The following is a 2,003-nucleotide window of genomic DNA, read 5'->3' on the forward strand; positions in this document are numbered from 1 at the left end:
TCACTTCTTCAGCACTTGGTTGTTCTTCTTTTGTTGCTTCTTCAGAACTTGGTTCCTCTGATTTTGTCGCTTCTTCAGAACTTGGTTCCTCTAATTTTGTCGTTTTTTCTTCTGTTGATGGTTGTTCCGTTGTATCAGTAGTTGAAGATGTATTATCTTGATTTGTTACTGTTTGATCTGATTCGGCAGCTTTTGCTTCTTCTTGCCCTGCCCCAAAGATTAATGTTGCACCTACTAAAATAGATGCCGCTCCTACTGTAAATTTTCTAATTGAGTATTTGTTTTGAACATTAGGTAAGAAATCTAATCTTCTATTTGGTTTCTTTTTCAAATAACTCACACACCTATTTTCCAAATTAATTGAGTACAATACTCCAATGAAAGTGTATCATTTTAATATTATATCGACAATACATATATTTTAAAAAATATCAGAAAATTTTAAAAAACACATGTCTTCATTGACACTAATAATTATCAAAAAAATATTAATACTTTTTTTATTTGATTTAATAAAAAAATAAAAAAAGAGTCTGGGACATAAACCCTAGAGAAATAGCCAGTAAATGAGTTTTAACAAATTCATTTACTGGCTTCTTTATTTACAATACTCCGTATTGTTGGCTCGCTTTCTTAGGGGACAGCTTCAGCCTGTAGTCTTCAGCTTGTCCTGTTCCCTCAAGAGTCTCGTTAAAATACTTTATATTTATATGTAATTTTACATTGTAATACTTTAAAAAAATAAAGCACTTTCGTATAATTTAATAAACATCACTAAACTAAATTAACGAGGTGCCTTATGTATAAAGATTATAACATGACTCAACTTACTCTACCATTGGAAACTTCAGTTCTTATCCCCACAAATGATATTTCACGACATGTAAATGATATTGTTGAAACAATTCCTGACAATGAATTCGACGAATTCAGACATCACCGTGGTGCAACTTCGTACCATCCTAAAATGATGTTAAAAGTGATTCTATATGCCTACACACAATCTGTATTCTCAGGTCGTAAAATAGAAAAAATGCTTAATGATAGCATCCGAATGATGTGGCTATCACAAAATCAAAAACCTTCTTATAAAACAATTAATCGATTTAGAGTAAATCCAAAAGTAGATGCTTTATTAGAATCTTTATTTATTCAATTTTACAGTCAGTGTGTAAAACAAAATCTTATAGATGATAAAGCTATTTTTATTGATGGTACAAAAATTGAAGCAAATGCCAATCGATATACATTTGTATGGAAAAAGAGTATTCAAAACCATGAATCAAAGATGAATGAGGATTCTAAAGCCCTCTACCATGAATTGGTAACCAATAAAATCATACCGGAAATTAAAGAAGATCATGATAATGAATTAACAAAAGAAGAAATAGATTTGATTGGTAGTCACTTAGATAAAGAAATCGAAGATTTAAACCAACATATCAACAATGAAAAATGTACTAAAACAAGAAAACAAATACGTCTCAAAAGAACTAAAATCAAAAATACAAAAAGCAAATCAATGATTATTTTGAGCGAAAGTATCGATACGAATTTCAAAAATCTATTTTAAAGGATAGAAATAGTTATTCTAAGACAGATCATGATGCGACATTTATGAGAATGAAAGAAGATCACATGAAAAATTGACAACTTAAGCCAGGGTATAATTTACAAATAGCGACAAATTCCCAATTTGTTTTATCTTATAATGTGTATCAAAATCCAACGGATACTAGAACGATGATTCCATTTTTAAATTCAATTCAAGAGACCTACGGTCATTTACCTGAATATATTGTAGCTGATGCAGGTTATGGTAGTGAATCAAATTATAAGGCAATTATAGATGACTTTAATCGAACGCCACTCATAACATATGGAATGTTTATAAAAGATAAAACTAAAAAATATAAAAGTGACATCTTTAATACTCAAAATTGGAACTATGACGAAATTAATGACGAACTCATTTGTCCGAATAATAAACGGCTAGGTTTTAA

At 29.7% G+C, this 2,003-nt stretch carries 1 protein-coding gene and 1 pseudogene; one reads left to right on the forward strand and one right to left on the reverse strand.

Features of this window, described 5'->3' with window-relative positions; translation table 11 throughout:
* Positions 1-331: YSIRK-type signal peptide-containing protein (locus HMPREF3265_RS08055; RefSeq protein ID WP_070861306.1), on the reverse strand; the 331-nt coding region annotated here is incomplete at its 3' end.
* A 468-nt stretch (positions 332-799) separates the two neighbouring features.
* Here HMPREF3265_RS08055 and HMPREF3265_RS08060 point away from each other — a divergent pair.
* Positions 800-2,003 (forward strand): annotated as a pseudogene (locus tag HMPREF3265_RS08060) (IS1182 family transposase); the annotation flags it as partial.

This window comes from Staphylococcus sp. HMSC62B09 (genome assembly GCF_001839115.1).
In the GTDB taxonomy this organism is placed as follows: Bacteria; Bacillota; Bacilli; order Staphylococcales; family Staphylococcaceae; genus Staphylococcus; species Staphylococcus haemolyticus.